At 37.5% G+C, this 4751-nt stretch carries 2 protein-coding genes; both read left to right on the top strand.

Annotated elements, in window-relative coordinates:
* The first annotated feature begins 181 nt into the window (after positions 1-181).
* Positions 182-3769, top strand: coding sequence for a hypothetical protein (locus ACIQ2X_RS16510; RefSeq protein ID WP_396180096.1), 3588 nt, complete (start codon positions 182-184; stop codon positions 3767-3769).
* Between the two features lie 38 nt (positions 3770-3807).
* Positions 3808-4320 carry a hypothetical protein gene (locus ACIQ2X_RS16505; RefSeq protein ID WP_396180095.1) on the top strand — a complete coding sequence of 171 codons (513 nt, stop codon included), beginning with the start codon at positions 3808-3810 and terminating at the stop codon, positions 4318-4320.
* Positions 4321-4751 lie beyond the last annotated feature (431 nt).

Below are 4751 nucleotides of genomic sequence, written 5' to 3'. Positions count from 1 at the left end.
GTGATCTGGCTAGAATTTTTAATGTTTATTTTTACAAATGTATTTTTCAAAATAAATTTAAAAACTCAAAAAGTGAGTTTTTAAGGAGTGACTAGTTAAAGAATTGCATTTTAAAAATCTTATGTGTTTCGGTTTGTGAAGCACCTCAATACCATTTAATTTTCATTTAATTTTAAAAATCATGTTTAAAATACACATTCGCATTGTGTTCCTAACACTTTTTGCGTTGGTAGCTTTTGTCTCAGAAGCTCAAAATAATACATCACTTTATTTGATGAACGCCCAAAATGGTCGCGTTTTTGACATCTCAGCACTCAACGGGAACTTGCCTACTCAAACCACAACCTTATCGTCTGAAGCTAGAAGTAATTTAGCAGTGGGGCCTGTTCCATCAAACGGTTCTCAAAGTGTTTTTACTTCATCAAATACTTTAGTGAATTCACCGGTTTATGTTGCAAATACCAGTATTTCGACAAATCTGCCTGCTGGTTTGGGAGGATTAACTACTAATCCAAATGCAGGAGCCACATTTGGACATGTCTATGGAATTTCGGCAAATCGAGATTTGATAAAGGCAAGTCCAGCACCAGCCACAAATTTGGGGTCAATTTCAGGTGATGCCAACTGGACAAATGGTACCATCAATGGCGACGGATTTTTTGATAATGCGGGCAATTTATATACCGTAGCAATTGTAGGTACTAACAAGTACCTTTATAAAATAAATATTTCTACAAGAGTTGCTACTTTAGTGATTCAGCTTAGTGGCGCACTACCAGAAAACTTTCAGGGTTTGTCTTTTTTTAATGGACGAATATATGCGGTCGAAGGTTTTATATCTCGCTTACTACTTGTTGTTTCAAGTACATTTAATGCAAGGATCTATGAAATTAATCCCAACACAGGGGTAGGTATTGTTAAAACCAGTTATGCATTAAATACGCAGCTTTTGATATTTCAGGGTACTGATGATTTAGATTTAGCTTCGGGTCAACTTTATGTGCCCTCAGAAGCTCCAACTTGTAATGAGCTGTTTGGAATTGTTCGTGGAACCCAAGAGGTTTACAGAATCAACTTGAACAATTTATCTACCACGTTGGTCGCGAATGGAGATCAAACAACTCACGGAAACGTGGCCTATGGACCATCGCCAACAGATTTAACTAGTAATCGGTTTGTTACTACAGTGAATCAAAATAACGGGACGATTTTTTCGGGATTAGGTAGTTCATCTGTTACTAATTTGCAAAGTACTTCCTTACAATGGAATGGCCCTTCTGGTACTAATCTAGCACCTGTAGGTATAGGAACTGATCCTTCTACTGGGGTAGTCTGGGGAATCTCCAATAAAAGATTGTCAAAATGGACAGGTACTGGAAATGCAGAGAATTTGCAAGATATTACAGGCGATGCAACATGGGACAGTGGAGTTGTTCTTAATGATGTTGCGGTGGATAACGCTGGAAATTTGTACTGTATTATCAATGTAGGAACAACAAATAGTTGGTTATACCGCATTAATCCTACAACGTTACCTCCAACTGCAAGTCCCGTTGTGAAATTAAATGGAACGTATGCTTCAACGGGAGGCGTTAATGGAAACGGTTTGGCTTACTTGAACGGTTTTTTCTATTATAGTAGACTTAATGGAACGGCAGATACCGATATTTGGAGGGTAAATGCCTTAACTGGAGCTACAACTTATGTAGGTCTTATAGATGGTAGTGGGACTGAAACTGCAAGTACTAATCGCGGATTTGGCGATTTAGCATCTTGTGCAACGGTTACCAATGTACCCGCTTCATTTGGTTTTAATTGTAATTCTTCCGAGGGAGGTTTACAAAACAATCAATTTATTAAAAATGGAAATGTTCAAGCTGATGTTTTACGAATTCCTATTTCTTCAGCTATAAATGGTATTGCTGCAGTAAATATTAGTGGAGCAGGTTTAAGTACAAATCCTAGTCCATATAGCATTTTTGTGCAGCAAGGAGCAACTTTTATCGATGTTCCTGTTTCATATAATGGTACAAGCGATCCAGGTACAGTAAGTGTTTCGGTTACTTCTGCAGCAGCAACAGGATCTTGTAACATTCCAGTTACTATTTTAGCCGCAAGTACGGATTTACAGGTAACTCAAACTTCCAGTGTTTCAGCAGCAATTTTTGGAACTACTGTTAGTTTTACGATTACAGTAAAAAATAATGGCCCTATACCAAGTTTGACAACTTCACTTACAGATACTTGGCCCGCAGGGATTACATTTGTGAGTGCAACTCCTTCAAAAGGAACGGTAGATATTTCCACAGCTGTCTGGACTATTGGTGAATTGCAAGTAGGTGAAGAGGCTACCTTAATTTTGACGGGTACTATATCAGCAACCTCAACTAATATAGCTTCGATTACTGGTAATTATAGTGATCCAAACACCAATAACAATACTGCATCAGCTACGATAAATTTAACAGTTACATTAGATGCTGTAGCAGATAATCTTACAGCAACCGGAGTTCAATCTATATCAGGAGTAGCAAGCGTTGGAAATGTATTAACGAATGACACATTCAATGGAGGAGCAGCAGGATCTGCAACTGTTGATAATGTAGCTATTTCGGTAACAACAGCAGCAACGTCAATTAATGGCGGACCAGTTCCGACTTTAAATACAGCAACGGGAGTAGTATCTATTCCAGCGGGAACACCAGCGGGAACGTACAGTATTACATATCAATTGTGTGAAAAAGTATCTGGAACACCATGTGATAGTGCAACAACAGAAATAACTGTAGCTTCACCAGCAATAAGTGCTTCATCAGAAACCTTGTCAACCACTGCTGATGGCGGAACAACTGCATCTGTTTTAGCCAATGACAGTTACAATGGAGGAGCTGCAGGATCTGCAACATCATCTAATATAACGGCAAGTCAAGAAGGAACTTGGCCAGCAGGCATAACATTGAATGCAGACGGAACAATTACCGTTGCAGCGGGAACACCAGCGGGAAGTTATTCATTGGATTACCAAATCTGTGATAAACTGAACCCAACCAATTGTACGACTTCTACCACTACTTTAAATGTAACGCCAACAGTAAATGCTGTAGCAGATAATCTTACAGCAACCGGAGTTCAATCTATATCAGGAGTAGCAAGCGTTGGAAATGTATTAACGAATGACACATTCAATGGAGGAGCAGCAGGATCTGCAACTGTTGATAATGTAGTAATTTCAGTAATTACACCAGCTGTACCAGTTTCATCTGGAGCGACAGTTCCTACATTAAACGTAACAACAGGTATAGTGTCTGTACCAGCAGGAACACCTGCAGGATTATACACCATAACTTATCAAATTTGTGATGAAGCTATTGAAACACTTTGTTCATTGACAAAAGTTGATATTGAAATTTCTGCAGCTACCATTTGTTATCTTGATGGAGAATTAGACAATCAAGCAGGAAGTGCGTTAGATACCGCAACAGGAATTACCTCTTTGGATAGAGCAGGAACGGCAAGTATTTGGCCGGCGGTTAGAAAAAGCGGATGGATTGTTTTAGAAGCCAAAACTAAGGGATTTGTATTGAACAGAGTAGCATTTAATGCAAGTAACCAGCCAGTTGCAGCAGATGGAACTACTCTTGTAATCACATCTCCAGTTGAAGGTATGATGGTATTTGATACTACAAACAATTGTTTAAAAGTATATACAACCACTGATGGCACAAGCTTTGAATGGTATTGTATGGAAACGCAAGCATGTCCGGAGTAATTAAATCCAGTAGTTTTTTAAAAATTAATTTTATTATTATGAAAAAAATATTCATTTTATTGTTAACAACGGTTTCATCGATTGGATTTTCACAAGTAGCCATCGGAAAGCAAGGAGTAACCAACTCAGACGTCAGTTTAGAATTTGGCCAAGGAAATAAGGGCATTATCCTACCTTGGGTAAATTCAGAAGCAGCTGTTTCAGATGCAGTGCCGGGAACCATTATTTATGACGTTACCGACAAAAAGGTTAAAGTGAAACAGTTGAATTCTTGGAGGGATTTGAGCGTGCGAACTGGCGATGTGAGTACCACACTTCAGGACGATGTAGCTGAAAGAGGCAATGCTAAAGTCATCATCGGAAAAGACCACTCCAATCCGACCCCAGGTATTTTAGTGCTTTCTGATAGTGACAAAGCAATGATTTTGCCAAAAATGGAAAACCCCCACCTGAACATCAAAAACCCAGAAGCGGGTATGATGGCATACGACACGTTATCACATCAGTTGGCTGTTTTCAACGGTTCTGTTTGGACTTTTTGGAAACCGTAATTACAAAAAATTATTAATTCTAAAAGCTGTTTTACGTACTGTAAAACAGCTTTTTTTGTACAACTTATTTCATAAAAAAAGTTCCTATACAATTAAAATTTAGTCTAAAAAAAAACGATATGTCTTGATTAAGTTGATCTTTGGCATCAAATTTCGAACGATTCAGGTGTATTTTTTATTAATTGTTTAACGGTAAAATTGTACCGATTAGATGTTTCACTATTCCACCCTGTTTGACAGATTAATTTTTTTAAAAGATGGTGGTTTGTCTAAAAGTTACTTTTTGAAAACAAAGTTCTGTTAATTTATTTTCGAGATGTAACATTTATCATTTTTAAATCAATCAAGTAGTTTTTTAGTTTGATTTTTACCAAATAATTTAATGTATATCCGTAATTGCTCATATTTTTGTATATTTGTTTGATAGATAA

Origin of the sequence: Flavobacterium sp., from assembly GCF_044368625.1 — a bacterium.
Taxonomy (GTDB): domain Bacteria; phylum Bacteroidota; class Bacteroidia; order Flavobacteriales; family Flavobacteriaceae; genus Flavobacterium.
Note: the sequence above shows the minus strand (reverse complement) of the source record. Positions and strands in the feature narration are given on the sequence as shown.